A 25,745-nucleotide genomic window follows, 5' to 3' on the forward strand; every position below is an offset into this window, starting at 1 on the left:
AAGCGACTCCACGCCAGTACGGGCCGGTCGGGGGCTGCGGTTTTTTTGGCTGATTCGCATGGCGCGATGTTGCTGCGGCATGGCAGGATCATGACGAATTGCCGTCGACTGGGGGTTGACGCTTGGGTTATAGGGTCCGCCATTATCAATGATGGCGGCCAGGGCGGCGGTTGAACGTGAGGTTGTTATTCCCGGGTTGTCTGGTCGGGGCCGGTCGATGAGCTTCGTGATCGATGACGTTCTTGTCCGCAACGACCCGGTCGGCCGGCGCCTTCCGGTGCTGTTCGACTCGCCGCACAGCGGCTGCGTCTATCCCGCCGATTTCCGGGTGATCTGTCCACATCCCCTGTTGCGGCAGGCCGAGGACAGCCATGTCGAGGAGCTGTTCGCCACCGCTCCCGACCATGGCGCCACGCTGCTGTGTGCGCTGTTTCCCCGCACCTGCATCGACGTGAACCGCGCTGTCGACGACATCGACCCGGCGATGATCGATGGTGACCTGCCGATGAGGCTGCGGCCGACACCGCGCAGCACGCTCGGCATGGGGTTGATCCGCGCCATGCTGCGGCCGGACGTGCCGCTCTATGACGGGAAGCTGCCGGCCGCCCTGGTGGCCGACCGCATAGACCGCTATTACCGCCCCTATCATGCCCAGATGCGCATGGCGCTGGATGGACTGGCGGAGCGGTTCGGTGCCGTGTGGCACGTCAACTGCCATTCGATGCCGTCGTCGCTGCGGCCGGACGGGCGCGACCCGCTGGCGGTGGATTTCGTCATCGGCGACCGCGATGGCACCACCAGCGAGCCGGGATTCGTCCGGCTGGTGGCGGACACCTTGCGCGGCTTCGGCCACCGCGTGGCGATCAACGACCCGTACAAGGGGGTGGAACTGCTCGCGCGCTACGGCGAGCCCGCGCGCGGCCGCCATTCGATCCAGCTGGAGATCAACCGGCGCCTCTACATGAACGAGGAGACGCTGGAACGTCACGACGGCTTCGCCCGGCTGAAGGGCGAGATCGATGCGCTGATTTCCCGCATTGCCGACTATGCCGGTCAACGCGTCCTGAACCGCGCGGCGGAGTAGGCGGCCCGCCGAGACAGGGTCGGCGGGGCCGCGAAACCATTGTCAGGCCCTCAGGATTACGTCCCGAGGATCATTCCCCAGGTTACGCCTGGGTGATCTGCTGGCGTGCGATGTCCAGGAAATGCGCCATCTGCTTTTCAACCCGGTGGTCGGAGATGTCGACCCCGCGGGCGTGAAGGTCGGCGGACAGCTTGTCCCGGATGTCGTGCGGGCCGGGAGTGGCGATGTCGGTGTCCACGATCTGGCGGGCATAGGCCTCGGCCTCCGCCCCGGACAGCCCCATCAGGTCGGCGGCCCATTCGCCGGCCAGCCGGTCGCGCCGGGCGCGGATGCGGAAGAGCAGGTCCTCGTCGTGTTGGAACTTGTTCTCGAAGGCCTTTTCGCGGTCGTCGAAGGTCGTCATGGGGACCCAGGCTCCTTTATTGGTTTCGCTCCCGTTTCCAGAGATTATATAGCCCGGAAGCGGTTGTCGTCACTGCCTCGCCGCGTCGCAGCCGCGGATATTGTGCGGAGTTTCCCCGGCCGGCCGGATAGGATCCAGAGCCTCGAAAGACACGGACCGCAAAGACTCAAACGAAAGACAGGGCATGGCATGTGCAGCGTGATCCTCCTGCGGCGACCCGACGCAACCTGGCCGCTGGTTGTCGCCGGAAACCGTGACGAGATGAAGGGGCGCCCCTGGTTGCCCCCGGCCCGCCACTGGCCCGACCGGCCCAACGTAGTCGCCGGGCTCGACGAGCTGGCCGGCGGCTCTTGGATGGGGCTGAACGACGAGGGGGTGGTGGCGGTCATCCTCAACCGCTTCGGCACGCTGGGGCCGGAGGCCGGCAAGCGGTCGCGCGGCGAACTGGTGCTGGACGCGCTGGACCATGCCGACGCGGCCGACGCGGCGCGCAGCTTCGCCGACCTCGACATCCGTGCCTACCGCCCGTTCAACCTTGTGATCGCCGACAACCGCGATGCCTATCTGGTCGTCCACCGCGGCGCCAACCCGCGCCACCGGCCGGAGGTGTCGTCGATCCCCACCGGCGTCCATATGCTGACCGCCTTCGAGATGGACGACCCGCAGGACCCGCGCACGTCCTTCTACCGCCCGCTGTTCGAGCATGCGGTGCCGCCGACTGTTGACGCATCCGACGCGAAGTCCTTCGCCTGGGGCGGCTGGCCGGAGCTGATGGGCAGCCGCATATGGGAGGGCACGTCGGACGAACGCGGCGCCATGGACTTCCTGCTGCCCAGCGGCTTCGGCACCTCGTCCAGCTCGCTGCTGGCGGTGCCGCGGGTGGAGCGGCCGGACCTGAACCCGATCTGGCACTTCGCCCCCGGCCGGCCGCACGCGGTGGACTATGCGCCGGTGGAGCTGTGAGCCGGCCACCGCACAATCCTGCCCTCCAGCCCCCGTCGTTGTGTTCGTGCACCCGGCTTGCTATATCACTCAGGCACATTCCTGGGCCGGCAAGCTCGCTTGACCGGTCCTTACGTATTTGGACGAAGACGCGATGACACGACGCCGGCGCATCTACGAAGGCAAGGCCAAGGTACTCTTCGAAGGGCCGGAGCCGGGCACCCTGGTGCAGTACTTCAAGGACGACGCCACCGCCTTCAACAACCAGAAGAAGGGCGTCATCACCGGCAAGGGGGTGCTGAACAACCGCATCTCCGAGTATCTGATGAGCCGTCTGTCCGAGATCGGCGTGCCCACGCACTTCATGCGCCGCCTGAACATGCGCGAGCAGCTGGTGCGCGAGGTGGAGATCATCCCGATCGAGGTCGTCGTCCGCAACGTCGCCGCCGGCAGCCTGTCGCGCCGCTTCGGCATTCCCGAAGGCACGCCGCTGCCGCGGTCCATCATCGAATACTACTACAAGTCGGACGAGCTGAACGACCCGATGGTCTCGGAGGAGCACATCACCGCCTTCGGCTGGGCGGCTCCCCAGGATCTCGACGACATGGTCGCGCTCAGCTTGCGCGTGAACGACTATCTGTCCGGCCTCTTCCTCGGCATCGGGCTCAAGCTGGTGGACTTCAAGCTGGAGTTCGGCCGGCTGTGGGAGAACGAGGAGATGCGGATCGTCCTGGCGGACGAGATCAGCCCCGACAACTGCCGGCTGTGGGACGTCAAGACCAACGAGAAGCTGGACAAGGACCGGTTCCGCCAGGATCTCGGCCGTGTCGAGGAAGCCTATCAGGAGGTCGCGCGGCGCCTCGGCATTCTGCCGGAAGGTGGGCCGAGCGACGTCAAGGGCCCCAAGACGATCCAGTGACCGTCATTCAGTAACCACCCCCTCCACCAACACCCCAAAGCGAGCGGACATCCGATGAAGGCCAAGGTTCACGTCACCCTCAAGCGCGGCGTTCTCGACCCCCAGGGCAAGGCCATCGCGCACGCGCTGCACACGCTGGGCTTCGACGGCGTCGAGGACGTCCGCGCCGGCAAGGTGATCGAGCTGCAGCTCAAGAGCACCGACGAGGCGACCGCCCGTCGGGAAGTCGAGGCGATGTGCAGCAAGCTGCTCGCCAACACCGTGATCGAGGATTACGCCATCGAGCTGGTGGCCTGATCCACTGGTCTCGGGCAATGGGGCGCGGCCGATGAGCGTCGAGCATGAACGCTGAGCATCTGGCCGCGCTCGACCCAATTTTCGCCGAATGCTTGCGCGTCGGCGGTCCGGTGGTTCGCGATTTCACCCGGCCGACCGGCTTCGTCGGCCTGCTGCGCATGGTGATGGAGCAGCAGCTCTCCACCAAGGTGGCGCTGGCCCTATGGGCCAAGTTGCAGGACCGGCTGGGTGGTGCCGTCACCCCTGACGCCATCCTGGCGCTCGACGACGAGAGCTTGCGCGCCTGCGGCTTCTCCCGCCAGAAGATCGGCTATGCCCGCGGTCTCGCCGAGGCGGTGGCGAGCGGCCGCCTCGATTTCGACATCATTCACGGTTTGCCCGACGAGGAGGCGATTGCCCGGCTCGTCGCGCTGAAGGGCATCGGCCGCTGGAGCGCCGAGGTTTACCTGATGACCACGCTCGACCGGCCGGACATCTGGCCCATCGGCGATCTGGCGATCCAGCTGGGCGTCCAGCGGCTGAAGGGCTGGTCGGACAAGCCGACGGCCAAGCAGCTGATCGAGGTTGCCGAGCCGTGGCGGCCCTATCGTTCGCTGGCGGCACGGCTGGTCTGGCACCATTACGTGGCCTTGCAGGAGCAGGCGAGGGCGGCGCGGGGCCTGCCGCCCGGGCGGTGATTGTTCCTTTTACCCCGCCAGCACCGGCAGCCTCCATCCCGCCAGCGTGATCTCCACCGGCAGTCGGGCCAGCACGTCGCCGTCGCCCTGCACCGCGTCGGCGAACAGTCCGTCGCCCGCCGGCCCCTCGATCCGCACGCGCTTGGCCGTCACCACGCGATAGTCCGGAAAGTGCGCCAGCCGCCCGGCGGTGACGCCCCAGACATAGCGCAGCGTGTTCAGCCGCCCGCCGCGCGGGAACAGGCAGACATGCAGGTCCGGCTCGGTCAGCCGGGCATCGGGGGCGCAGATGAAGCGTCCGCCATAGAAATGCCCCTTGGCGACGATGACCGATGCCACCTCCTGCGGTTCGCCGTTATCCAGCGTGACGCGGTAGCGATGGTCCGGCCGGGTCGCCAGCTGAACCAGGGTTTCCGCCACATAGGCGCCCTTGCCGATCAGCCGCTTCACCCGGGGATCGACCCGCTCCACCACCCGGGCGTCCAGCCCGACCCCGGCCATCAGCGAAAACACCCGGCCGTTCGCCAGCGCCGGCCAGATCGCCGTTTGCCGCCCGCCGGCAATCGCGGCGGCGATGCGCCCCGCATCCGTCGTCAGGCCCAGTTCGGCCGCCAGCACATTGGCGGTGCCCATCGGCACGATGCCCAGCGGCAGCGGCCGGCCCGCGTCGGCATGAACCGCCAGCCCATTGATGACCTCGTTGATGGTGCCGTCGCCGCCGGCCGCCACCACGGCGTCGACGTTGGCGGGATCGGCGGCACCGGCGAACTCCTCGGCATCGCCGCGCTTGCCGGTCGGCCTGACGGTGACGCCGATGCCACGCGCCTCCAGCCGGGACACCACCGCACGCAGCCGGCGTGCCCGCCGCCCGCCGGCGGTCGGGTTGTGGATCACCAGCAGCCGCCGCACCTTGATCGCCGCATCCCCGCCATCACCGGCTTCGATCGCCGGGCTTTCGTCCATCAGCACCGTGTCGCGCACCGATTCGCTCTCCCTGGCCGGCGCATGGAGCGCCATCTGTTGCAGAACAGTGAAGGGCCCGCGACGGTAGCGTTACAGTAAAACTGCGACGTTATGACGATTGCCCAAAATGTTGTGACGAATAGGTGCGATGGTTCCAAATCATTGTCAAGATGGATGGCTTTCGATTATACGGCAGTTGTCTTGATGGCCAACCGGCCATGGCGACGACGGAGCGGAAGATGGACGCCGTCCCAGCGGTCAAGCGTTACCGCAGCATCTGGATATCCGACGTTCATCTGGGAACGCGCGGCTGTCAGGCGGAACTGCTTCTCGATTTCCTGAAGCACACCGAATCGGAGCACCTGTTCCTGGTCGGCGACATCGTCGACGGCTGGCGGCTGAAGAAAAGCTGGTATTGGCCGCAGGCCCACAATGACGTGGTGCAGAAGATCATGCGCCGCGCCCGCAAGGGGGTCGAGGTCTATTACATCCCCGGCAATCACGACGAGGCGGCGCGCGATTACGTCGGGTTGCAGTTCGGCGGGGTGCATGTGGTGGATGAATGGGTCCACACCACCGCCGACGGCCGGCGCCTGCTGATCACCCACGGCGATAAATTCGACGCGGTGGTGCGTTACGCCAAGTGGCTGGCCCTGCTGGGCGACCACGCCTACGTCACGCTGCTGCACGTCAACACCCTGTTCAACTGGGGGCGCCGCAAGCTGGGCTTCAATTACTGGTCGCTGTCGGCCTACCTGAAGCACAAGGCCAAGACCGCGGTGGAGTTCATCGGCAAATACGAAGAGGCGCTCGGCGAGGAAGCCCGCCGCCGCAAGGTCGACGGCGTCGTCTGCGGCCACATCCACACCGCCGAGATGCGCGATATCGAAGGAATCCTCTATTGCAACGACGGCGATTGGGTCGAGTCCTGCACCGCCTTGGTCGAGCACGACAGTGGCGCGCTGGAGATCATCCACTGGACGGAGGTCATGGCGCAGCGGCTTCCGGTCCCCGGTTCCGGTGCGGGCAAGGTCACGGCGAAGGAACGGGAAGCGGCGTGAACATCCTGATCGTCAGCGACGCCTGGCATCCGCAGGTGAACGGCGTCGTGCGCACCATCGGCACCGTCCGCGGCGAGCTGGAGGCGATGGGCCACAGCGTCGAGGTGATCGGCCCAGACCGCTTCCGCACCCTGCCGATGCCGTCCTACCCGGAAATCCGGCTGGCGGTCGGGGCGAAGCGGCGGCTGTGGGCGATGATCGAGGGACTGCGGCCCGACTGCATCCACATCGCCACCGAAGGGCCGCTGGGCTTCGCCGCGCGCTCCTATTGCCTGAAGCATGGCAAGCCCTTCACCACCGCCTACCACACGCGTTTTCCCGAATATGTGCGCGACCGCGCGCCGATCCCGCTGGCGCTGTCCTATGCGGTGGTCCGCCGCTTCCACAAGCCGTCCTCGGCGGTGATGGTGGCGACCCAGACCATCGAGGATGCGCTGAAGACCCGCGGCTTCGCCAACATCCGCCGCTGGACCCGCGGCGTCGATACCGAACTGTTCCGTCCCCGCGACAAGGACTTCCTCGATCTGCCGCGCCCTGTGTCGATGTATGTCGGCCGCGTCGCGGTGGAGAAGAACCTGGAGGATTTCCTGCGCCTCGACCTGCCCGGCACCAAGGTGGTGGTCGGTGACGGTCCGGCGCGGGAGGAGTTGCAGCGCAAATACCCCGGCGTCCATTGGGTCGGCGCCAAGCATGGCGAGGAGCTGGCCAAGCACTACGCCGCCGCCGACGTCTTCGTCTTCCCGTCGCGCACCGACACCTTCGGGCTGGTGCTGCTGGAAGCGCTGGCATCGGGCGTGCCGGTGGCGGCCTATCCGGTGCCGGGACCGCTGGACGTGGTCGACGGCTCCGGCGCCGGTTGCCTGGACGAGGATTTGAAGCGCGCGGTCGAAGGCGCCCTGACGATCCCGGGGCAGGCCTGCCGCGACTATGCGCTGGGCTATTCCTGGCGCCGGTCGGCCGAACAGTTCCTGTCGAACCTGCGGCCCTTCACGTAAGGGGGCGTCTGGTCATTCGAGCTTGGCGAAGCTTGTGGGCCATGGTTCCATGCGGGGGAGGCATCACCCCCGCGCGAGTTTACCGGCCATGACCCCCGACTTCCTCATCACCTCCCTGATCGTCGTCGCCTCGCCCGGCACCGGGGTGCTGCTGACGCTGGCGGCAGGACTGTCGCAGGGCGCGCGGGCCAGCGCGGTGACGGCCTTCGGCTGCACGCTGGGCATCCTGCCGCACATGGCGGCGGCGGTGCTCGGGCTGGCCGCCCTGCTGCACACCAGCGCGGTGGCGTTCCAGGGGCTGAAGATCCTGGGAGTGCTCTATCTGCTCTACATGGCCTGGGCGACGCTGAAGGAGCGGGGGGCACTGAGCGTAGAGGCTGACAGGACGCAGCGCACGGTTGGACGCATGATCCTGCGGGCGGTGCTGGTCAATGTGCTGAATCCGAAGCTGTCGATCTTCTTCCTGGCCTTCCTGCCGCAGTTCGTCAGCGAGGCCGATCCGCAGCCGCTCGCCCGCATGCTGGAACTCAGTGGCGTGTTCATGGCGCTGACCTTCGCGGTCTTCGTCGTCTACGGCCTGTTCGCCGCGGCGGTGCGCGATCAGGTGGTCTCCCGTCCGCGGGTGATGGCCTGGATGCGCCGCAGCTTCGCCGCCGCCTTCGCCGCGCTCGGCGCCAAGCTGGCGCTGGCCGAGCGGTAAGACGGCAATTGGCGATTGTAACGAGCCGTAACGACCACGAAACACGGCGCTTTGGCCACCGGGTGGAACGAAGTGTCTTTCCCGCAGGCCTTCGAGGAGGATATGCTCCGCCCTCAGAGGGGTGGGTATGCCGTCCGCCCGGGATCCCGGCGAACCCAATGCCGTCAGGCGGCTCCGTATAGGGCTGTGCGTTACCGTCTTGTCCCACCGCCTGTTCACCGGCACCAAGCGCATCATCGACGCCCGCTGTCGAATCCGGAACGTCTTCATTCGCCAGCCGGGACGCATCCGCTCTATCTGTGGATACTTGTGGGCTCTTCAGGTCGAAACTTCCTGAACTTGCCATGAAACGCAGCAGGAGCAGACGGGGGTATGATCGCAGTGCCGGATCGTCCTCGATGGACTCTCAGCATCCGTTCCCGCATCGCGGCGCTGGTGGTGGTCTGCCTGCTGCCGGCATCCATGGTTGCCGGTTTCCTGGTGGTCCTGTCCCATAACCGGGGCCGTGCCGAGCTTGAGCAGGTCATCCTCGCGGCCTCGCAGGCACTGGTGTTGGTGGTCGAGCGTGATTTCGCCGGAGTTGAGGCCGCATTGCGCGCCCTGTCCACGTCGCCGAGCATCGACGAGGGAAACCTCGCCGCCTTCGACCGCCAGGCACGGGAGGTGCTGTCGCAGTCCCCCGGCCTGAACATCATTTTCAACAATCTGGACGGGCAGCAGCTGCTCAACACGGCCCGCCCCTTCGGCACCCCGCTGCCGCTGGAGAGGCCAAATCCGCGCGTGCTGCAGGTGCAGAGAACCGGCAAACCGCTGGTATCGAACCTTTTCAACGGGCCGGTTCTGCAGAAGCAGCTTGTGGCTTTGGCGGTCCCGGTGCTGCGGAACGGCATGGTGGTGTCGGTTCTCGCCATGTCGCTCGATGCGACGCATCTCGACGCCGTACTCGCCAGGCACAGCCTGCCGGCGAATTGGGTGGTGACCGTCCTCGACGGCAACGGGAAGATGGTCACGCGCAGCCGGTCGCCGGAAAGCGTCGTCGGTACCGCCGGCACACCGGCGATTCTCGCCGCCGCGGAGCGCGCGCAGCAAGGCGTGCTGCCTCTCGCCGGAGAGGGCGGCGCCCCTGCGATGCTCGCCGCATACACGCGCTCGCCGACACTCGGCTGGACCGTGGTGGTCGAGGTTCCCGAAGCGCTGATGGATGCGGAACTGGTCCGCTCGCTGTGGCTGAACCTTGCGGGTGGAGCGATCCTGCTGGTGCTCGGGCTGGTGCTGGCCCACCGGATCGGCCTCGGCATTGCGCAGCCCATCCGGGCGTTGATCGCGCCGGCCCTCGCGATCGGCCGGGGCGAGCCGGTGGACATCCCGCAGCTGGGGTTGGTTGAGGCCGATCAGGTCGGCCGGGCGCTGATGATGGCTGGGGCGCTGCTGCGCCAGCGCGAAGACGAGCGCAACCGCGCCCAATGGGAAGCGACCACGGACGCGCTCACCGGGCTGGACAACCGCCGCAGGTTCGACGCGGTGCTGACGGCGGAGGTCCAGCGCCTGCGGCGCAGTGGGGCGCCGTTGTCCTTGATCCTCCTCGATGTCGATCACTTCAAGGCGTTCAACGACACCTATGGGCATGTTGCCGGTGACGACTGCCTGCGCAGCGTCGCCACCGTCATCCGGAACACCATCAAACGCGCGTCGGACCTGGCCGCGCGCTACGGGGGTGAGGAGTTCGCGATCATCCTGCCCGACACCAATCTGACGGGTGCCGTCGCGGTGGCCGAAAGCCTGCGCCAAGGCATCATCAGTCTGAACATCCCCCATCGCGCGTCGGGCGTGGCCCCCATGGTCACCGCCAGCTTCGGCGTCGTCTCGGTGCCGGTGGCGACCGGAACCACTCCGGAAGCAGTGATCGCCGTGGCCGACCAGCGGCTCTACGAGGCCAAGAAGCAGGGGCGCAACTGGGTCACGGCCGGCGAAGAAGCGGAAGACGTCGGCGCGGCCGGATAAGCGAGCCTTGAGTGCGCTGTTTCAAGCGGTATCGCTTGAAACGTGAACCCCATGCAAACGTTGCGAGTGCTCCCTTCGGTTCGGGCCGGGCAATCACGGCCCAGGAATTTGGCGGTCCGCAAGGGCCGGTCCGGTGGCCGAAACCTCTTCATCGCACCCGCCCCTGTTACGGAGCGGTCACCGCGTGCTAAGGTGCCGCCGGGCGCGCGGCCGGTGTTCCGTACCAGGGGGACCGGCAACGCGCCCGTTGTCGTACGTCTCCTGTTCCGGACCTTGATGCTGCATTCCCTCTACCGTGGCCTGACGACCGTTGCCGGGCCGGCGGTGCGCCTCTATCTCGACCGTCGCCGCGCCGCCGGCAAGGAAGACCCCGTGCGCCAGACGGAACGGTTGGGCATGGCCTCGCGTACCCGGCCGGCGGGGCCACTGGTCTGGATCCACGCGGCCAGCGTGGGAGAGGCGAATTCGGTCCTGGTTCTGATCGGCCGTCTGCTGGACAGCGCGCCCGACCTGACCGTGCTGATGACCACTGGGACCGTCACCTCGGCCGAGCTGATGGGGAGGCGGCTGCCGGAACGGGCGATCCACCAGTATGTGCCGGTCGATCTGCCGGGAGCGGTCGACCGCTTCCTCGGCCATTGGCGGCCCGATGCGGTGCTGTGGACGGAATCGGAGATTTGGCCGAACCTGCTGGCCGGCATCCGCGCCCGTTCGATTCCGGCCGCCCTGGTCAACGCCCGCATGTCGGAGCGCAGCTTCTCGCGCTGGCGCAATGCGCCGGGGCTGATCGGCGGCCTGCTGTCGACCTTCCAGGTCACGCTGGCCCAGACCGAAGGCGATGCGGAGCGGCTGCGCCGGCTTGGCGCCTCCGGCGTCGCCAGCGTCGGCAACCTGAAATTCTCCGCCGAGCCGCCACCCGCCGCGGACGACGCGATGGATCCGCTGCGGGCATCCTTGGCCGGCCGGCCGGTCTGGCTGCTCGCCAGTTCCCATCCGGGGGAGGACGAGATCGCCGCCGCGGTCCACAGCGCGCTGGCGCCGGTGCTGCCCGGCCTGCTGACGGTGATCGCCCCGCGCCACGCCCATCGCGGCGACGCCATCGCTGAGCTGATGCGGGCGCGTGGGCTGCCGGTCCTGCAACGCACGGCAGACCATCGGCTGCCGGGCTCCGAGCACGCCGTCTATATCGCTGACACCATGGGGGAACTCGGGCTGTTCTACCGGGCGGCTCCGGTGGTGTGCATGGGCGGCTCCTTCATTCCCCATGGCGGGCAGAATCCGGTGGAGCCGGCGCAACTGGGCTGTGCGGTGCTGTACGGCCCGCACATGTTCAATTTCGGCGAGATCACCCACATGCTGGAGGCCGCCGGCGGCGCCCTGCCGGTGGCGGACGGCGATGCCCTGACCCGCGAGACCCGCCGGCTGCTGACCGACGAGCGGGCGCGCCACCGCATCGTCGCCGGTGCGGCAAGGGTGACGGCGGACAACCGGCGGATCATCGACCGGGCGCTGGGCGCGCTGGCTCCGGTGCTGGGCGCCGCCGGCATCCGGACCGCCGCCTGAGGGGACCTGCCGCCGTGAAGACCCCTGCCTTCTGGTACCGGCCGCCCGGTCTGGCCTCCACCCTGCTGGCTCCGCTGGGAGCGCTCTATGGGCTGGCGGGGCGGCGGCGGATTGCCGGGACCGTCCCACGCCGTGTCGGTGTTCCGGTGGCCTGCGTCGGCAATCTGGTGGCGGGCGGGGCCGGCAAGACGCCGGTCGGGCTGGCGCTGATCGCGGCCTTGCAGGCGCGCGGCGTGATTGTCCATGCTCTGACCCGCGGCCATGGCGGGCGGGAGGCCGGTCCGCTGGCTGTCGATCCTCGCCGCCACAGCGCCGCCGATGTCGGGGACGAGGCACTGTTGCTGGCCGGGGCGGCGCCCTGCTGGGTGGCGCGCGACCGGCTGGCTGGGGCGGAGCGTGCCGCAGTGGCCGGAGCCGGCGCCATCGTCATGGATGACGGGTTCCAGAACCCGGCCCTGCACAAGGATCTGGCGCTGATCGTCGCCGATGGCGCGGTCGGCTTCGGCAATGGCCGGCTGGTGCCGGCGGGGCCGCTGCGCGAACGGGTGGCTGACGGTCTCGCCCGCGCCGACGCGCTGGTGATCCTGGGCGAGGACCGTCACGGTCTGGCGGCGCTGGCCGGCGGGCGCCCGGTGCTGTCGGCCCGGCTGGAGCCCGATCCGGAGGCTGCCACCCGGCTTGCCGGCCGCGACGTGCTGGCCTTCGCCGGGATCGGCCGGCCGGAGAAGTTCTTCGCCACCCTGGAGGCGCTCGGCGCCCGCCTCAAGGAGCGGGTGCCTTTCGCCGACCACCATCCCTACCACCCGACCGAGGTCTCGGCCCTGATCGACCGTGCCGCGGCGCTGGGCGCCGTGCCCGTCACCACCGCCAAGGACGCCGTCCGTTTCCCGTCGGAGCTGAGGGCAAAGGTCGCCGTCCTGCCGGTGTCGGTGCGCTGGGCGGATGAAGCCGCGCTTGCCGTGCTGCTGACGCATCTGTTGCTGAAAGGAAGCCCCGATGGCCAAGCCGCGTAGCCCGTTGCAGCGATGGCTGACGCGCCGCATCGGCTATCCGCTGGAGGCGGTGCTGGTCCATGGCGTCTCCCGGCTGTTCCAGGCCTTGCCGCTCGACCGCGCCTCGGCGCTCGGCGGCTGGATCGGACGGACGGTGGGGCCGTGGCTGCCCAACAATGCCCGCGCCCGGCGCAACCTGACCCGCGCCTTCCCGGAGAAGGGCAGGGCGGAGATCGACGCGATCCTGCGCGGCATGTGGGACAATCTCGGCCGCACCATCGCCGAATACCCGCATCTGGAGCAGATCGGCCGCGAGCGGATCGAAGTGATCGGCTCTGAACATGTCGACGCGCTGCGTGACGATGGCAAGGCCGGCATCATGGTCTCCGGCCATCTGGCCAACTGGGAGGTTCAGTCGGTCGCCGCCCGCTTGCGCGGGCTGGAACTGGGGCTGGTCTACCGGGCGCCCAACAACCCGATGGTCGGCGACCTGCTGGTGAAGCTGCGGGGGGCGGCGTCTGGAAATCAGATTCCCAAGGGGCCGGATGGCGCCCGGATCCTGCTGCGCCACCTGACCAAGGGTGGCCATGTCGGCATGCTGATCGACCAGAAGATGAATGACGGTATCGCGGTCCCCTTCTTCGGCCGCGACGCCATGACCGCCCCGGCCGCCGCCGTCCTCGGCATGAAGATGAAGCTGCCGCTGTGCCCGGCGCGGACCGAGCGGCTGGAGGGCGCGCGGTTCCGCGTCACCGTCCTGCCGCCGGAGGAATACCCGACCAGCGGCGACCGCAATGCCGATGCGCGAATTCTTATGGAAAGGCTGAACCGCCTGTTGGAGGATTGGATCCGCGACAAGCCTGCGCAATGGCTGTGGATCCATCGCCGCTGGCCCGACTGAGAACCAGACCCCCTCCACTGAGCCCCTCGCCCGAAGGCCCGTCCCGCGATGACCCTGCCGCTCGACCTGCATCTGCTGCAACTCTATATGGTCGCCGTCTGCGTCCTGGTCCTGGCACCGGGACCGGATTCGCTTCTGGTGCTGACCCGCAGCATCGCCGATGGCCGGCAGGCCGGCGTGGTGGCGACGATCGGCATCTGCGTTGGCAACACCGTCCATTCCCTTCTGGCCGCTGCCGGGATTTCCGCGCTGATCGCGGCGTCTGCCTCGCTGTTCGACCTGTTGCGCTATGCCGGCGGCGCCTATCTGGCCTGGATCGGCCTGCGCTCGTTGTGGAGCGTCTGGACCAGCCGCAACGCCGGACCCGCGGCGGCGATTGAGCTCCAGGCTCCGGCACCGACGGCCCGCGTCTTCGTCCAGGCGCTGCTGACGAACCTGCTGAACCCGAAGATCATTCTGTTCCAACTGGCCTTCGTTCCGCAGTTCATCGCCCCGGAGCTGGGCCATGTGGCATTGCAGACCTTCATTCTCGGCAACATCATCTCGGTGCTGGGCGGTCTCTATCTGATCGCCATCGCCGCCCTCAGCGCCGGTGCCGCGCGTCGGGTGCTGTCCAGCCCGCGTGTGCGCAGGGCGATGGACGGCCTCGCCGGCGTGCTGTTCCTGGGCTTCGCTGCAAGGCTGCTGCTGACGGACCGCAAGTTCGCGTGAGGGACTGCCGCGTGGCGCCCGCTCACCACAGATCGTCCTCGTCCTCCACCCCGGTGTCGACGTCGAAGGTCGCCGTGTGGCGCACCACCGGGTGGCTGTCCTTCCACTCCTCGAAATCCGACACCACCGCCGGGCGGATGCCGAGCGCCAGCACCGGGCAGCCGCCGCCGCGGCCGGCGTCCAGCCGGTAGAGCAGCTTCTTCATCCAGGTGGTGCTGGCTCCGTACTTGTTCTGGAAGTTCTTCATCTCCACCCGCCGCGCCACCTCGGTGAACAGCGGGATCAGTTCGGCGCTGCGGGTCAGCAGGACGCCGGCGTTGATGATGCCGCATTCGTAGAAGGTGCGGGCGGCATAGAGGTCGCGGTCGAAGGTCTGGTCCTTGCTGTTCCATTCCAGATCGAAGGATACGCGCTCCTTCACGAAGTCGATCTTGTGCCCGTCGATGAAGCCGTTGACCTTGTACAGTTCCTCGCGCTGGCGCTGTTCGGTGACGGTCTGGCCGCGGTTCTTGCCGGCGACGCGGCGCTTTTCCTCGTGCGTCACGATCATCTTGGTGATGAACAGGTCGCCGCGGATGCGCGTCTCGTTCCAGCCCAGCGGGTTCAGCATCCGCTCCATCGTCTTGGCGATCTGCGATTTGTTGCCGCCCGACGCCACGATGTCCTCGGTGCGGATGCGGAACTCCATCAGCCGTTCGGTGATCTCGCGGAACTCGGCGGTGCAGGCATGGGCCAGGATGCGCGCGGCGTTGCGGTAGCTGTGCACCTCGTACAAATCGAGAAAGCCGGGCGGGAACAGGTCGCCCAGGTCGGGATCCCGCGCCTCGATCAGCGGGGCCTTGTCGTGGATGCAGGCAAGCAGGGTCATGACGGCACTTGGGCGATGGAAAACGGCGCCACCATGGCGGCTGCCGCCCGGCAAATCCACCCTTTCCGCCGCTCGGTGGGGAGGGGAGCCGAACTGGCGGCCGTTCACCGACATATGGTAAGGTCGCCCGCATGTTGGGCCACCCGTTGGGGTGGAAAGAGTGCGGCCAGTTCGCCGGGGGACCGTGATGAGCGACGAATTCCTGTTCGCAGAGGAGGAGCCCGCCGTCGAGGCGGTGGCCGAGGCTGTCGAACCGGTCGAACCCTGGCTGGTGCTGATCGTCGATGACGACCCCGCCATTCACGCCACCACCAAGATGGTGCTGCGCGGCTTCACCTTTGAAGGACGCCCGGCGCAGTTCCTGTCGGCCGCCACCGCGGCGGAGGCGCGCGGCGTGCTGCGCGACAACCCTGCCATCGCGGTGATCCTGCTCGACGTCGTCATGGAATCCGACGACGCCGGCCTGCGGCTGGTCCGCTACATCCGCAGCGACCTGCACAACCGCCGCGTCCGCATCATCCTGCGCACCGGCCAGCCGGGGCAGGCGCCGGAACGCGACGTCATCCTCAGCTATGACATCAACGACTACAAATCCAAGACGGAACTGACGGCGCAGAAGCTGTTCACCTCGGTCGTCGCGGCGCTGCGGGGCTATCAGGACATCACCGCCATCGAGGACCATCGGGAGGGGCTGGAGCGTATCCTGGACTCCTCCTCCACCCTGCTGGGCAAGCGGACGATGGCGGAGTTCGTTCGCCATGCCGTGTCCCAGATCGTCGGCGTCTGCACGCCGGCCAATGGAATGACGGTGGGCGGGGTCGCGCTGGTCAGCCGCCTGTGTGAAGGCCCGCGTCCGGCCGAGCCACTGGTGCTGGGTGGCGCCGGTTGCCACGTCGGGATGGAGGGAACGCCGCTGTTACTTGCGCTGCCGCCAGACGCGGCGCAGGCGGTGACCGCGGCGCTTGCCGACGGCCGCAACCGGTACGAGCGCGGGCACAGCGTGCTGGTCTTCCGATCCGCCACCCGCCGGCACGACACCGCGGTCTATCTCGGCCATGGCCGCGCCCTGACCGCCGACGAGCGGCGGCTGCTGGAGGTGTTCTGCGCCAAGGTCGCCATCGGCTTCGACAACGTCCATCTGTACGAGGAACTGACCGAGCTCAACCGCAGCCTGGAACGGCAGGTGACGGAGCGGACGCAGGATCTGGTGGCGGCGCGCGAAGCGGCGGAGGCGGCGCGCTCGGAAGCCGAGGCGGCCAACCAGGCCAAGTCGCTGTTCCTGGCGACGATGAGCCACGAGATCCGCACGCCGATGAACGGCATCCAGGGCATGCTGGAACTGCTGGAGCACACCAGCCTGACCGGCGACCAGCGCGAACTGGTCAGCGTGGTGCGGGAGTCGGCCGGCGCCCTGCTGACCATCATCAACGACATCCTCGACTTCTCGAAGATCGAGGCCGGGCGGCTCGACCTGGAGCGGGTGCCGGTGGCGCTCGCCAATGTGGTGGAGGGGGTGGCAGACACGCTGGCGCCCAGCGCGCGGGCCAAGGGGCTGTCGCTGGTCACCTACATCGACCCCGATCTGCCGGGGGAGGTCGTCGGTGATCCGGTCCGCATCCGGCAGGTGCTGTTCAACATCGCCGGCAACGCGGTGAAGTTCACCCAGTCCGGCTCGGTCACCGTGCGGGTGGAGCTGGCACAGTTCGACGGCGACCGCGTCACCATCCGGGTCGCGGTGACCGACACGGGCATCGGCATTTCCAGGGAAAGCCAGACCCGCCTGTTCCGTCCCTTCACCCAGGCGGAGGCGTCGACCACCCGCCGCTTCGGCGGCACCGGGCTGGGTCTGTCGATCTGTCGGCGTCTGGCCGAACTGATGGGCGGCGATATCGGGGTCACCAGCGAGGTCAATGTCGGCTCCACCTTCTGGTTCACCTTCGCCGCCGATCTGGTGCCGGCGGCGAACGATCCGGCCGTGGTGCAGCGGGCGCCGCTTCAGGGCGTGACCGTCCTGCTGCTAGCCGCCGATGCGCAGGAGCGCGGCTTCCTCGCCCGCTATCTGAATGCCGACGGCGCCCAGGTGGTGGAGGCTGCCGACGCCGCCGCCGCCTTGCGTACCCTGCTGCCGACCGCGGCCTGCGACGTGCTGGTCTCCACGCTGGGCACCGACACGGCGGCGCTCGACCGCGACCCGCGCGGCCGGGTGCGTGGGCGCGTGCTGATCGGTGGCGACGCGCTGAGCGCCGGCGACGCGGCGGAGCTGGGGGCCTCCAGCCCCGGCACGGTGGTTCTCGGCAGGCCGGTGCGGCGGGTCGGGTTGGTCCGCGCCGTGCTGGCCGCCGCCGGGCGGATGGCGGCGGGGGAAGGGAGCCGCGCCGACCTGCGCCCCGAACCGGAACCCGCTGCCCGGGCCGCCGGACGCCGCCGCCTGCCCACTGTGGAGGAGGCGCGGGCGCGGGGCCGGCTGATCCTGGTGGCCGAAGATCATCCGACCAACCGTCAGGTCATCCAGCGCCAGCTGACCCTTCTCGGCCACGTGATGGAAACGGCGGAGGACGGCGTTCAGGCGCTGGAGCTGTGGCGGGCCGGTGGCCATGGCCTGCTGCTGACCGACTGTCAGATGCCGGAGATGGACGGCATGGAGCTGGCCCGCAGCATCCGCGCCGCCGAGGCGGCCGCCAAGGGAGCCGCCGAAGGCCCGCGCCTGCCGATCGTCGCCATCACCGCCAACGCGACTGAGAACGAGGCCCAGCTCTGCCTGCTGTCCGGCATGGATGACACGCTGGCTAAGCCGGTCAGCCTCGCCGACCTGCGCCGTGTGGTCGACCGCTTCCTACCCCCGCCGGACGGCGAGGCCTGGGGCGGGGAGGAGCCGTGCGAACCATTGCAGGAGGTGGAGGCGGTGACCGAAGAGTTGCAGCAACCACCCCCTCAGCCGTCCTCTCCGCCAACTCCCGTGACCGCCGACCTGCCGCCGCTAGACCTTGAGGCGCTGACCGCCCTGTTCGACGGTGATTGCGAGTTTGTCCGGCATCTGCTGGGCGAGTTCGTGACCTCCAACAGCACCTCGCATCGCTGGCTGACCGATGCGTTGGCCGGCGAGATCTGGGATGAGGTGCGGCAGGCCGCCCACAAGCTGGCGGGCTCCTCGCGCACCGTCGGCGCCCGCGACCTCGCCGCCGCCGCCGATGCGGTGGAACTGGCGGTGATCGACCAGCGGCTGGAGGGCATCGCCACGATGGTTGCCCGCGTCGGGGTCGAGCTGGACCGCGTGATCGCCCATATCGGGACGGTCTGATCCCGCTCCCTGACGGCTGTGCCGGGGGGCTGTAGCGAAACCGACATGAGCGTCCCCTTGTCGCCTTTGCGACAAGGGGACGGTGCTTTCCACCTTCTGAAAATCTCCAGTGTTTTCCGTGGCTTGGTCGGTCTTCGCCGGCTGGCACGCCGCTTGCTGTTCTGGGGGTGTCCCGGCCCGGTGCCGGCCCCAAACCCACATGCGCGCCACAGCGAGAGCGGAAGCCAAGGAGAACGGGATGCACATCGTCGTCTGTATCAAACAGGTGCCCGACAGCGCCCAGATCCGCATCCATCCCGTCACCAACACCATCATGCGGCAGGGCGTGCCCGCCATCATCAACCCGTTCGACCTGTTCTCGCTGGAAGAGGCGCTGCGGCTGAAGGACAAGGTGGGCGCCCGCGTCACCGTGCTGACCATGGGGCCGCCGATGGCGGAGACCTCGCTGCGCAAGGCGCTGTCGCTGGGGGCTGACGACGCGGTGCTGCTGACCGACCGCAAGTTCGCCGGTTCCGACACGCTGGCGACCTCCTATGCCCTGACTTCGGCCATCCAGAAGCTGGCGGAGGAGGATCCGGTCGACATCGTCTTCTGCGGCAAGCAGACGGTTGACGGCGACACCGCCCAGGTCGGCCCCGGCATCGCCACCCGTCTCGGTTTCGAGCAGCTGACCTACATCACGAAGATCGAGGATCTGGACATCGCGTCCAAGGAGATCGTGGTGCAGCGCCGCTCCGAAGGCGGGGTGCAGGTACTGAAGACGAAACTCCCCTGCATGATCACCATGCTGGAGGGCACCAACACCATCCGCTTCGGTAAGATGGACGACCTGTTCCGCGCCGCCCGTTACGAGCTGAAGACCTGGAGCCGCGACTTCACCGGCGCCGAGGAGGGCCGTGTCGGCCTGAAGGGCTCGCCGACCGTGGTGTCGAAGGTGTTCGTGCCGAAGCCGCGGGCGGAGAAGGCCAAGATGATCGAGGCCGCATCCGATACCCCCGACGCGATGGCCGCCGCCGCCATCGACGCCATCTTCGCCGCCCAGCCCAAGCTGGCCGGTGACCTGCTCGCCCGCGCCGCGGCCGGGCTCTGACGATTTACCCGCGGGAGACCCGACGATGAGCGAACCGAGCAAGCCCCAGGGCCGCAAGTTCCAGCTTCCCGAACATCTGAAAATTTACCAGAACGTCTGGGTGATCGTGGAGCAGGAGCGCGGCATCGTCCATTCCGTGTCGTTGGAATTGCTGGGCGAGGCCCGCAAGCTGGCCGACAAGCTGGGGGTGGAGGTGGGTGCCGTTGTGCTGGGCGCCGAAAGCCCCGACCTGAACCGCATCTGCGGCGACGCCATCAGCTATGGCGCCGACATCGTCTACAAGGTGACCGACCCGGCGCTGGCCGATTACCGCACCGATCCCTATTGCCGCGTGATGACCGATGTGGTGAACACCCACAAGCCGGAAATCGTGCTGCTGGGTGCCACCACGCTGGGCCGCGATCTGGCCGGTGCCATCGCCACCACGCTGGCGACCGGCCTGACCGCCGACTGCACCGAGCTGGACATCTACGCCGACAACCGCTCGCTGGCCGCCACCCGGCCGACTTTCGGCGGCACGCTGCTCTGCACCATCCAGACGCTGGCCTATCGACCGCAGATGGCGACGGTGCGCCCGCGCGTCATGGCGATGCCGGAACGCGACGACGCCCGCACCGGCCGCGTCATCGAAATCCAGCCGGACCTGCGTGAAGAGGACATCGTCACCAAGGTCCTGAACTTCATCGCCGACCGCGAGCAGAACGAGGCGCAACTGGCCTTCGCCGACATCATCGTGTCGGCCGGCAAGGGGCTGGGCAAGGTCGAGAACATGAAGCTGGTCTTCGACCTCGCCAAGGTGCTGGGCGCCGAGGTCGGTGTGACCCGTCCGCTGGTCCAGGCTGGCTGGGCGACCAACGACCGTCAGGTCGGGCAGACCGGCAAGACGGTGCGGCCGAAGCTCTACATCGCCGCCGGCATTTCCGGGGCCATCCAGCATCGGGTCGGCATGGAGAAGTCGGACCTGATCCTGGCGATCAACACCGATCCGAATGCGACGATCTTCGACTTCGCCCATCTCGGGCTGGTCGGCGACGCGCTGAAGATCCTGCCGGCGCTGACCGATGCCTTCGGCCGCCGCCTGTCCGTCAACCGCATGGCCGGCTGATCGCCGGACGAGAAAGGAGCCTGTCGACATGGTCGAAAAGTTCGACGCCATCGTCATCGGTGCCGGCCCGTCCGGCAACGCCGCCACCTACACGCTGGCCAAGCAGGGGCTGAAGGTGCTCCAGCTGGAGCGCGGCGAATATCCCGGCGCCAAGAATGTCCAGGGCGGCATCATGTATGCACATGAGCTGGAGAAGATCATCCCGGATTTCCGGGAGGATTGCCCGACCGAGCGCCACATCATCGAACAGCGCGTCTGGCTGCTGGGCGACGACAATTACGTCGGCACCAACTACCGCTCGGAAGCCTTCAACAGCGACAAGCCGAACCGCTACACCATCATCCGCGCCAACATCGACAAATGGTGGGGCGAGCAGATCCGCAAGGTCGGCGGCCTCCAGATCTGCGAGACGACGGTGACGGAGCTGATCCGCGATCCGTCCGGCAAGGTGATCGGCGTGCGCACCGACCGCGAGGGCGGGGAAATCCTGGCGGATGTCGTCATCATGGCCGACGGTGTGAATGCCCTCCTGGCCAAGCGTGCCGGGCTTCAGGCCGAAGCGGCGCCGGAGAATGTGGCGCTGGCGGTCAAGGAGATCCTCTTCATCGATCCGGAGCTGATCCAGCAGCGCTTCGGCATCAAGGAGGACGAAGGCGTCGTGATCGAGATCATGGGCAAGGTGACCAAGGGGATGGTCGGCACCGCCTTCCTCTACACCAACAAGGAATCGCTGACGATCGGCATCGGCTGCCTGATCTCCGACTTCAAGAACGGCTCCTGCCCGCCTTATAAGATGCTGGAGGACCTGAAGAACCACCCCGTCATCAAGCCGCTGATCGAAGGGGCGGAGATGAAGGAATATGCCGCCCACATGATCCCGGAGGGTGGCTACAAGGCGGTTCCCCAGCTCTACGGCGATGGTTGGATGGTGGTCGGCGACGCCGCCCACTTCAACAACGCCGCCCACCGCGAGGGCTCCAACCTCGCCATGGCCTCGGGCCGGATGGCGGCGGAGACGGTGATCGAGCTGAAGGCCGCCGGTAAGGCCTACAGCGCGTCGAACCTCGCCGCCTACAAGAAGAAGCTGGACGACAGCTTCGTCATGAAGGACCTGAAGAAGTACCGCGAGCTGCCCGGCATCATGCACGGCAACAAGCAGTTCTTCGGCGCCTATCCCGACGAAATCACCGCGGCGGCCCACAACTGGTTCACCGTGGACAGCATCGACAAGAAGACGAAGGAAAAGCAGATCATGAAGTCCTTCATCAAGCGCCGCTCGATGATGGGACTGGTCGGTGACGCAATCAAGCTGGTGAGGGCCGTGCGATGAGCATCATGGTCAAGGTCGAAGAGAAGCTCTATCAGAACCGCTACATCGTCGACGAAAGCCGACCGCACATCCAGATCAAGAGCGTGGAGGCCTGCCAGACCTGCGAGAAGCAGGCTTGCACCTTCTGCTGCCCCGCCGCCTGCTACAGCAAGAACGAGACCGGCGGCGTGACTCTGGTGACCGACGGCTGCCTGGAATGCGGCACCTGCCGGGTCGTCTGCCAGGACAAGGGCAACATCGCCTGGGACTATCCGCGTGGCGGCTACGGCATCAGCTACAAGTTCGGCTGATCCGGTCTTTCGCTGTCTTCCTCCGGCGCTGCCTTCCCCGGACTTCGACGGCCTCCGCGTGGCGACGCGCGGGGGCCGGTTTGTGTTTGGGGTTGGGCCAGGTCAGCGACCTCTCAATATTTCCACCGCATGTCCCAGCGCCCGCTGAAGCTCGGCCGGGAAGTAGGGTTTGCGAACGAAGCCGAAGGGATCGCATTCGGCGGCGCGGTGGCGGGTTTCCGGGTCGCCGAAGGCGGAGGTGAAGATGCAGCGGATACCGGTCCGCTTGCGGATTTCCGCCGCCGCCTCGATGCCGTCACGGGGCCCCAGCAGGCGGATATCCATCATCACGACATCCGGACGCCACCGTTCCGCCGCCGCGATCGCGCCGTCGGCATTGTCCTCGATTCCGACGACGGTGAATCCGAGCATGCCCAGAACCTCTTCCAAAGCCATGGCGGCAAGGCTCTCGTCTTCCACGATGAGGATGCGAAGGGGCTGGTCGGAGGCGGACGAAGGGTCGGTCATCATGATCGCGTAAGGGGTGTCACAAGGATTTTACAGGAGTCGCGCAACCAGCGAACCCGAAAAGCGCAGGATTATGACCAATGGCGAAGTCTGCATCGGCTGCATGGGTCAGGGTCGGAAAGCGTCGCCCTGGCTGTGGGCTGACACTTGTTTTTCACACCTGCGGCGTACCATCTCTGTATCACGGCTGTTTTAACGAGCGAACGTTGCGGACCCGCGCCCATCCCTTGTGGTGCAATAGCGGGGCCGCTGCCTTTTCCATGAGGAGACCGGCGATGGACCTGCGTGTCTGCTTCGAGAACATGGAAAGCGTCAACGTCAACGACGCGGCGATGATGAAGCACTACACCAAGAGTTATCTGGCCGATTTCGACCCGGAATGGGCGGGCTTTATCATGCTGCCCCATGACGAGACGCAGCGCGCGACGATGGAGCCCGCCTGGCAGGTGCTGATCCGCGACGCCAGCCAGCGGACGGAGCAGGATCTGCTGCGCTATCTCGACGAAAACCCGATGGCGGCCTACCACGTTCATGTCTACCGGCGCGACGGTGGACGGAACGAGAGCAAGATCCACTGACGAAGAAGGGGGCGCGGCGGGCGCCCCCCTTGTTCCTCATCGTCTTCTTTTGACGGGCATCATCGGCGCCGGCGGCTCAGCCCGCCGGCGTGCCCAGCAGGCTGTCCAGCGGAACGAAGCGGTCGGCCATCTTGCGAGCCTCCTCCTTGTGGACCTTGAAGGTCTTTTCCGCGATGGCGTTGGAGACGACGAAGTCCTGGTACGCCCGTTCCAGATGGAAACGGTAGCGCGCCGACGTCCCCTCGTCGTCCAGTCCCTCCATCCCATGGTCCGCCGACAGGTAATCGTGGAAGCGTTGCAGGATGTGCAGGCGGTTTACATTCACCACGCGCTGATCATAGGTGACGTGGAAGAAGCGCAGGAAGTCTTCCGCGGTTTCCAGATCGTCGAGGTCGTCGGTGAAATCGCTCATCGTCGAAGGCTCCTCACGCGTGCTGCTGGGTGGAAGGGGAGGGGGCGCACCCCTCCTGGTCGCAGATGTTGCCACAAGAGTTGCAGGCCACACCGTCCAAACGTATATCGTTCAGCCGAAATTCCGACAGGCGGATGCTTTTAGCAGGAAACTGTGACGTTTCGGTTGTGGTCTGGGCTTCAAGCCGGGCTTCGATCCGGTTGATGTGCTCGATCAGGCAGGCGATGGCCTTGCCGACCGGGTCGGGCATCAGGTGATGTTCCAGGTCGATGCCATGCGGGGACAACTGGCGCTGGGTTTCCGGCCGCATCACGCGGCCGGGGATTCCGATCACGGTCATGCCCGGCGGCACCGGCTTGGTCACCACCGAATTGGCGCCTATCCGCGCGTTGGCGCCGACGGTGATCGGCCCCAGGATCTTGGCGCCGGCACCGACCAGCACGCCATTCATCAGCGTCGGATGCCGCTTGCCCTTGGTCCAGGAGGTGCCGCCCAGCGTCACACCGTGATACAGCGTGACATCGTCGCCGACTTCCGCCGTCTCGCCGATCACCACGCCGGCGCCATGGTCGATGAAGAACCGGCGGCCGATGCCGGCGCCGGGATGGATGTCGATGTTGGTCAGCGCACGGGCGACATAGGACAGGAAGCGTGCCGGCCAGCGCAGCCCCCGCCGCCACGCCGCATTGGCGAAGCGATGGAATACCAGCGCATGGATGCCGGGATAGCAGGTGAGCACGTCGAAGACGTTGCGCGCCGCCGGGTCGCGGTCGAACACGCAGGCGACGTCTTCGCGCAGCAGGGCGACGACGCCCAATGAGCAGGTGGGCGAACTGGTGGGGTTCATCATGTCGCCGCCTCCAGAAAGGCGTGCAGCTCCTCGGCCGTCGGCGGCCGTTTTGCACGGGTGGCGAGAGCCCGGACGCGCGGCAGCACAGCCTGGGCCGTGACGTCATCGCAGGCGATGCCGAGCCGCTCGTAGGCCAGCTTCACCGCCGCGGTGCCGGAATGTTTGCCCAGCACGATGCGGTGCTCACGCCCGACCTCGGCCGGGTCGAAATTCTGGTAGGTGGCGCGGTCGCGCAGCAGCCCGTCGACATGGATCCCGGCCTCGTGGGTGAAGACGGCGGCGCCGACGATCGACTTGTTGACCGCCACCGGCCGGTTGGACGCCCGCTCCACCAGATCGCTGATGGTGCCGAGCGCCCGCGTCTCGATGCCGGTGTCGATGTGGTAGAGGTGCTTCAGCGACACCACCACCTCTTCCAGCGGGGCGTTGCCGGCGCGTTCGCCCAGGCCGTTCACCGTGGTGTTGACGTGGGTGGCGCCGCCCAGCACCGCCGCCAGCGAATTGGCGTTGGCGAGGCCCAGATCGTCATGGGCGTGGATCTCGATCTCCAGGTCGGTCGCCCGGCGGAGCCGTTCGATGCAGGCGCGCGTCTGGAAGGGGTCGAGCACGCCCAGCGTGTCGGCGAAGCGGAAGCGGCGGGCCCCGGCCTCCTGCGCCACCGTGGCGGCGGCGATCAGGAAATCCATGTCGGCGCGGGAGGAATCCTCGCCGCCGACGCTGACCTCCATCCCATGATCGCGCGCCTGTTTCACCCGGCGCTCGATCTCCGCCAATGCCCAGGCGCGGCTGCGCTTCAGCTTCCTCGTGATGTGGATGTCCGACACCGGCATCGACAGGTTGACGAAGCCGGTATTGCAGGAAAGCGCCGCCTTCAGGTCGGCGTCGTGCATGCGGCACCACACCATCAGCCGGCCCTTCAGCCCCAGCGACGCCACGGCGCGGATGCCCTCGCGCTCCTCCTCGCCCATGGCGGGGATGCCGATCTCCTGTTCCGGCACGCCGGCGGCGTCGAGCGCCTTGGCGATGGCGATCTTCTCGTCGAGCGTGAAGGCGACGCCGGCGGTCTGCTCGCCGTCGCGCAGCGTGGTGTCGTTGATGGTGGCGAAGGTGGTGGTGGCGAAGGTGATGGGCATGGGGGCACCTCGCGCGCGGGGAACACCTGTCCCCTTTGAGAAGTGTCGCAGGCCGGGCCGGGGACCCGCCCCGAC

The 25,745-nt window shown here is 67.5% G+C and carries 26 protein-coding genes and 1 pseudogene; 20 read left to right on the forward strand and 7 right to left on the reverse strand.

All coding sequences use genetic code 11. The features are described from left to right. The first annotated feature begins 217 nt into the window (after positions 1-217). Positions 218-1,084, forward strand: a complete 867-nt coding sequence (locus E6C72_RS07130; protein ID WP_109442539.1) for an N-formylglutamate amidohydrolase — start codon at positions 218-220, stop codon at positions 1,082-1,084. Positions 1,085-1,166: 82 nt separating this feature from the next. Here E6C72_RS07130 and E6C72_RS07135 read toward each other — a convergent pair whose 3' ends face one another. Further along, entirely contained in the window at positions 1,167-1,487 is a 321-nt protein-coding gene (locus tag E6C72_RS07135) for a DUF1476 domain-containing protein (protein WP_109442540.1), read from the reverse strand. A gap of 189 nt (positions 1,488-1,676) precedes the next feature. On the opposite strand from E6C72_RS07135, the gene E6C72_RS07140 reads away from it, so the two are divergent. The 4 genes from E6C72_RS07140 (at position 1,677) to E6C72_RS07155 (ending at position 4,322) form a co-directional block, all read left to right on the forward strand. Further along, a complete protein-coding gene (locus E6C72_RS07140) occupies positions 1,677-2,450 on the forward strand; it encodes an NRDE family protein (RefSeq protein ID WP_109442541.1) in 774 nt (257 codons plus the stop codon). Between the two features lie 133 nt (positions 2,451-2,583). Next, positions 2,584-3,348: a phosphoribosylaminoimidazolesuccinocarboxamide synthase gene (gene purC, locus E6C72_RS07145; RefSeq protein WP_042697247.1), complete on the forward strand. Its 765-nt coding sequence runs from the start codon at positions 2,584-2,586 to the stop codon at positions 3,346-3,348. A gap of 54 nt (positions 3,349-3,402) precedes the next feature. Then, on the forward strand, positions 3,403-3,645 hold the full coding sequence (gene purS, locus E6C72_RS07150) for a phosphoribosylformylglycinamidine synthase subunit PurS (protein WP_109442542.1): 243 nt from the start codon (positions 3,403-3,405) through the stop codon (positions 3,643-3,645). A gap of 44 nt (positions 3,646-3,689) precedes the next feature. After that, positions 3,690-4,322, forward strand: coding sequence for a DNA-3-methyladenine glycosylase (locus E6C72_RS07155; RefSeq protein ID WP_109442543.1), 633 nt, complete (start codon positions 3,690-3,692; stop codon positions 4,320-4,322). A gap of 9 nt (positions 4,323-4,331) precedes the next feature. Here E6C72_RS07155 and E6C72_RS07160 read toward each other — a convergent pair whose 3' ends face one another. Beyond that, on the reverse strand, positions 4,332-5,303 hold the full coding sequence (locus E6C72_RS07160) for a diacylglycerol kinase family protein (protein ID WP_109442595.1): 972 nt from the start codon (positions 5,301-5,303) through the stop codon (positions 4,332-4,334). A gap of 221 nt (positions 5,304-5,524) precedes the next feature. Here E6C72_RS07160 and E6C72_RS07165 point away from each other — a divergent pair, with 221 nt between their 5' ends. From E6C72_RS07165 to E6C72_RS07200, 9 genes and pseudogenes are all read left to right on the forward strand, one after another. Further along, positions 5,525-6,346 (forward strand): UDP-2,3-diacylglucosamine diphosphatase, encoded by an 822-nt coding sequence (locus tag E6C72_RS07165; RefSeq protein ID WP_109442544.1) that lies wholly within the window; start codon positions 5,525-5,527, stop codon positions 6,344-6,346. Beyond that, positions 6,343-7,341 carry a glycosyltransferase family 1 protein gene (locus E6C72_RS07170; RefSeq protein ID WP_109442545.1) on the forward strand — a complete coding sequence of 333 codons (999 nt, stop codon included), beginning with the start codon at positions 6,343-6,345 and terminating at the stop codon, positions 7,339-7,341. Before E6C72_RS07165 ends, E6C72_RS07170 begins: the two co-directional genes overlap by 4 nt. Positions 7,342-7,429: 88 nt before the next feature. Beyond that, a complete protein-coding gene (locus E6C72_RS07175; protein ID WP_109442546.1) occupies positions 7,430-8,041 on the forward strand; it encodes a LysE family translocator in 612 nt (203 codons plus the stop codon). A gap of 151 nt (positions 8,042-8,192) precedes the next feature. After that, a pseudogene (locus E6C72_RS32160) lies at positions 8,193-8,378 on the forward strand (IS630 family transposase); the annotation flags it as partial. 35 nt (positions 8,379-8,413) lie between these two features. Beyond that, positions 8,414-10,042 carry a diguanylate cyclase gene (locus tag E6C72_RS31980; protein WP_199228832.1) on the forward strand — a complete coding sequence of 543 codons (1,629 nt, stop codon included), beginning with the start codon at positions 8,414-8,416 and terminating at the stop codon, positions 10,040-10,042. Positions 10,043-10,318: 276 nt separating this feature from the next. Next, on the forward strand, positions 10,319-11,605 hold the full coding sequence (locus tag E6C72_RS07185; RefSeq protein ID WP_109442547.1) for a 3-deoxy-D-manno-octulosonic acid transferase: 1,287 nt from the start codon (positions 10,319-10,321) through the stop codon (positions 11,603-11,605). A 14-nt stretch (positions 11,606-11,619) separates the two neighbouring features. Continuing rightward, a complete protein-coding gene (lpxK, locus tag E6C72_RS07190) occupies positions 11,620-12,618 on the forward strand; it encodes a tetraacyldisaccharide 4'-kinase (protein ID WP_109442548.1) in 999 nt (332 codons plus the stop codon). Then, complete coding sequence (locus E6C72_RS07195) at positions 12,602-13,498, forward strand: lauroyl acyltransferase (RefSeq protein ID WP_109442549.1); 897 nt, start codon at positions 12,602-12,604, stop codon at positions 13,496-13,498. The genes lpxK and E6C72_RS07195 overlap by 17 nt, the downstream gene beginning before the upstream one ends. 48 nt (positions 13,499-13,546) lie before the next feature. Further along, a complete protein-coding gene (locus tag E6C72_RS07200; RefSeq protein WP_109442550.1) occupies positions 13,547-14,209 on the forward strand; it encodes a LysE family translocator in 663 nt (220 codons plus the stop codon). A gap of 22 nt (positions 14,210-14,231) precedes the next feature. On the opposite strand, the gene E6C72_RS07205 is transcribed toward E6C72_RS07200, so the two are convergent. Next, entirely contained in the window at positions 14,232-15,077 is an 846-nt protein-coding gene (locus E6C72_RS07205) for a BglII/BstYI family type II restriction endonuclease (protein ID WP_109442597.1), read from the reverse strand. Between the two features lie 187 nt (positions 15,078-15,264). Between E6C72_RS07205 and E6C72_RS07210 the strand changes: the two genes are divergently transcribed. From E6C72_RS07210 to E6C72_RS07230, 5 genes are all read left to right on the forward strand, one after another. Beyond that, positions 15,265-18,375: a DUF3369 domain-containing protein gene (locus tag E6C72_RS07210; RefSeq protein WP_109442551.1), complete on the forward strand. Its 3,111-nt coding sequence runs from the start codon at positions 15,265-15,267 to the stop codon at positions 18,373-18,375. A gap of 238 nt (positions 18,376-18,613) precedes the next feature. After that, positions 18,614-19,465, forward strand: coding sequence for an electron transfer flavoprotein subunit beta/FixA family protein (locus E6C72_RS07215; RefSeq protein WP_109442552.1), 852 nt, complete (start codon positions 18,614-18,616; stop codon positions 19,463-19,465). Positions 19,466-19,490: 25 nt separating this feature from the next. Beyond that, positions 19,491-20,570: an electron transfer flavoprotein subunit alpha/FixB family protein gene (locus tag E6C72_RS07220; protein WP_109442553.1), complete on the forward strand. Its 1,080-nt coding sequence runs from the start codon at positions 19,491-19,493 to the stop codon at positions 20,568-20,570. A gap of 28 nt (positions 20,571-20,598) precedes the next feature. Next, the gene (locus E6C72_RS07225; protein ID WP_109442554.1) at positions 20,599-21,900 is read left to right on the forward strand and encodes an FAD-dependent monooxygenase; all 1,302 of its coding nucleotides are present in this window, start codon (positions 20,599-20,601) and stop codon (positions 21,898-21,900) included. After that, complete coding sequence (locus E6C72_RS07230) at positions 21,897-22,190, forward strand: ferredoxin family protein (RefSeq protein WP_083897287.1); 294 nt, start codon at positions 21,897-21,899, stop codon at positions 22,188-22,190. Before E6C72_RS07225 ends, E6C72_RS07230 begins: the two co-directional genes overlap by 4 nt. A gap of 102 nt (positions 22,191-22,292) precedes the next feature. Here E6C72_RS07230 and E6C72_RS07235 read toward each other — a convergent pair whose 3' ends face one another. Then, on the reverse strand, positions 22,293-22,700 hold the full coding sequence (locus E6C72_RS07235; RefSeq protein ID WP_247875889.1) for a response regulator: 408 nt from the start codon (positions 22,698-22,700) through the stop codon (positions 22,293-22,295). 272 nt (positions 22,701-22,972) lie between these two features. On the opposite strand from E6C72_RS07235, the gene E6C72_RS07240 reads away from it, so the two are divergent. Beyond that, a complete protein-coding gene (locus E6C72_RS07240; RefSeq protein WP_109442555.1) occupies positions 22,973-23,275 on the forward strand; it encodes a hypothetical protein in 303 nt (100 codons plus the stop codon). 76 nt (positions 23,276-23,351) lie between these two features. Here the strand turns inward: E6C72_RS07240 and nifW are convergent, their stop codons facing one another. Genes nifW through nifV form a run of 3 tightly spaced genes read right to left on the reverse strand, consistent with a single transcriptional unit; the run spans position 23,352 to position 25,670 of the window. Next, positions 23,352-23,687 (reverse strand): nitrogenase-stabilizing/protective protein NifW, encoded by a 336-nt coding sequence (gene nifW / locus E6C72_RS07245; RefSeq protein ID WP_109442556.1) that lies wholly within the window; start codon positions 23,685-23,687, stop codon positions 23,352-23,354. A gap of 13 nt (positions 23,688-23,700) precedes the next feature. Beyond that, a complete protein-coding gene (gene cysE / locus E6C72_RS07250; RefSeq protein ID WP_199228833.1) occupies positions 23,701-24,537 on the reverse strand; it encodes a serine O-acetyltransferase in 837 nt (278 codons plus the stop codon). Continuing rightward, complete coding sequence (gene nifV, locus E6C72_RS07255; RefSeq protein WP_109442557.1) at positions 24,534-25,670, reverse strand: homocitrate synthase; 1,137 nt, start codon at positions 25,668-25,670, stop codon at positions 24,534-24,536. Before nifV ends, cysE begins: the two co-directional genes overlap by 4 nt. Between the last annotated feature and the right edge of the window lie 75 nt (positions 25,671-25,745).

The sequence above is a fragment of the Azospirillum sp. TSH100 genome, from assembly GCF_004923295.1.
Classification (GTDB): domain Bacteria; phylum Pseudomonadota; class Alphaproteobacteria; order Azospirillales; family Azospirillaceae; genus Azospirillum.